Origin of the sequence: Weissella kandleri, assembly GCF_001438705.1 — a bacterium.
Classification (GTDB): Bacteria; Bacillota; Bacilli; order Lactobacillales; family Lactobacillaceae; genus Weissella; species Weissella kandleri.
On sequence record NZ_JQBP01000012.1, the window covers coordinates 1 to 3,113 of the forward strand.

The following is a 3,113-nucleotide window of genomic DNA, read 5'->3' on the forward strand; positions in this document are numbered from 1 at the left end:
AATATAAATTGAACCGAGTAATCAAGAGTTGATTATCGTCAGATAATTGACAGTGTATTACACCGCGTTATTTTTTGAGTTTTTTAATTAGTTCATCACAATCGAAAGATTGTGGTAATCGCAAGTGACGTAAAGTCACATACTCAAGACTTGAATCATCAACGAAAGTTGATCGGTTAAGTTATTAAGGGCGCATGGTGAATGCCTTGGCACTAGGAGCCGATGAAGGACGGTACTAACACCGATATGCCTCGGGGAGCTGTAAGTAAGCTTTGATCCGGGGATTTCCGAATGGGGGAACCCAACTTGTTATGCAAGTTATCACTAGTTGAATCTATAGACTAGTTGAAGGTAGACGCTGTGAACTGAAACATCTCATTAGCAGCAGGAGTAGAAAGAAAAATCGATTCCGTCAGTAGCGGCGAGCGAACGCGGAAGAGCCCAAACCAAAGTGCTTGCACTTTGGGGTTGTAGGACTACCGTTGTGGAGTTACAAAATTGTATGTTAGTTGAAGTGGTTGGGAAGCCACGCGAGACAAGGTGATAGCCCTGTAAACGAAAGCATGCAATCTCCCGTGTAGGATCCTGAGTACGGCCGGACACGTGAAATCCGGTCGGAATCTGGGAGGACCATCTCCCAAGGCTAAATACTACCTAGTGACCGATAGTGAACCAGTACCGTGAGGGAAAGGTGAAAAGCACCCCGGAAGGGGAGTGAAAAAGTTCCTGAAACCATGTGCCTACAAGAAGTCAGAGCCCGTTAATGGGTGATGGCGTGCCTTTTGTAGAATGAACCGGCGAGTTATGATTACATGCAAGGTTAAGGTGGAAAGACCGGAGCCGTAGCGAAAGCGAGTCTGAAATGGGCGAGTAAGTATGTAGTTGTAAACCCGAAACCAGGTGACCTACCCATGTCCAGGGTGAAGGTGTGGTAAGACGCACTGGAGGCCCGAACCCGTGCATGTTGAAAAATGCTGGGATGAGGTGTGGGTAGCGGTGAAATTCCAATCGAACTTGGAGATAGCTGGTTCTCTCCGAAATAGCTTTAGGGCTAGCCTCGGAATGTAGCGTATTGGAGGTAGAGCACTGTTTTGGTGCGGGGCCCATCTCGGGTTACCAAATTAAGATAAACTCCGAATGCCAATTACGTATGTCCGGGAGTCAGACAGTGAGTGATAAGATCCATTGTCGAAAGGGGAACAGCCCAGATCGTCAGTTAAGGTCCCTAAGTGTGTGTTAAGTGGAAAAGGATGTGGAGTTGCATAGACAACTAGGATGTTGGCTCAGAAGCAGCCACCATTTAAAGAGTGCGTAATAGCTCACTAGTCGAGTGATTCTGCGCCGAAAATGTACCGGGGCTAAACACACCACCGAAACTACGGGTGCCACTAAGTGGCGCGATAGGAGAGCGTTCTATGGGCGAAGAAGTCAGACCGTGAGGACTGGTGGAGCGCATAGAAGTGAGAATGCCGGTATGAGTAGCGAAAGACAGGTGAGAATCCTGTCCACCGAATGACTAAGGTTTCCTGGGGAAGGCTCGTCCTCCCAGGGTTAGTCGGGACCTAAGGCGAGGCCGAAAGGCGTAGTCGATGGATAACTGGTTGAGATTCCAGTACCAGGTGAACATGTTTGAACAATGGAGGGACGCAGAAGGCTAATGGATCCCAGCGACTGGAAGTGCTGGGTTAAATTGTAAGTTTGGGGAGTAGTTAAATGCTTATCCCTGTTAAGAACAAGCAATGATGAGGATCGAAATAAAGTAGAGAAGTCCATGATGTCACGCTGCCAAGAAAAGCTTCTAGTTAGTGTTTACCTGCCCGTACCGCAAACCGACACAGGTAGTCGAGGAGAGAATCCTAAGGTGAGCGAGTGAACTCTCGTTAAGGAACTCGGCAAAATGACCCCGTAACTTCGGGAGAAGGGGTGCTCAGCGCAAGCTGAGCCGCAGTGAATAGGCCCAGGCGACTGTTTATCAAAAACACAGGTTTCTGCAAAATCGAAAGATGACGTATAGGGGCTGACGCCTGCCCGGTGCTGGAAGGTTAAAAGGAGTGCTTAGCAATAGCGAAGGTATGAATTGAAGCCCCAGTAAACGGCGGCCGTAACTATAACGGTCCTAAGGTAGCGAAATTCCTTGTCGGGTAAGTTCCGACCCGCACGAAAGGCGTAACGATCTGGGCACTGTCTCAACGAGAGACTCGGTGAAATTTAAATACCCGTGAAGATGCGGGTTACCCGCGACAGGACGGAAAGACCCCATGGAGCTTTACTGTAGCTTGATATTGAGTGCTTGTGCAGCTTGTACAGAATAGGTAGGAGCCGTAGAAATCGGGACGCTAGTCTCGATGGAGGCAACAGTGGGATACTACCCTCGTTGTATGATCACTCTAACTCTCATCACTAAGCGTGATGGAAGACAGTGTCTGGCAGGCAGTTTGACTGGGGCGGTCGCCTCCTAAAAGGTAACGGAGGCGCTCAAAGGTTCGCTCAGAATGGTTGGAAATCATTCGTAGAGTGTAAAGGCAGAAGCGAGCTTGACTGCGAGACTAACAGGTCGAGCAGGTACGAAAGTAGGACTTAGTGATCCGGTGGTTCCGCATGGAAGGGCCATCGCTCAACGGATAAAAGCTACCCTGGGGATAACAGGCTTATCTCCCCCAAGAGTCCACATCGACGGGGAGGTTTGGCACCTCGATGTCGGCTCATCGCATCCTGGGGCTGTAGTCGGTCCCAAGGGTTGGGCTGTTCGCCCATTAAAGCGGTACGCGAGCTGGGTTCAGAACGTCGTGAGACAGTTCGGTCCCTATCCGTCGCGGGCGTAGGAAATTTGAGAGGAGCTGCCCTTAGTACGAGAGGACCGGGGTGGACGTACCACTGGTGTATCAGTTGTTCCGCCAGGAGCATCGCTGAGTAGCTATGTACGGATGAGATAAACGCTGAAAGCATCTAAGTGTGAAACTCGCCTCGAGATGAGATTTCCCATTCGAAAGAAGTAAGACCCCTTATAGATGATAAGGTAGATAGGCTAGAAGTGGAAGTACCGTGAGGTATGGAGCGGACTAGTACTAATGGTTCGAGGACTTAACCAAGTTGAATAAAACGTGGTGGTTCAA

General features: G+C 49.4%; 1 rRNA gene. It reads left to right on the plus strand.

Annotation, left to right across the window (positions count from 1 at the left end):
* Positions 1–174: 174 nt before the first annotated feature.
* Positions 175–3,089: ribosomal RNA gene (locus IV73_RS06415) — 23S ribosomal RNA — on the plus strand.
* Positions 3,090–3,113: the final 24 nt, after the last annotated feature.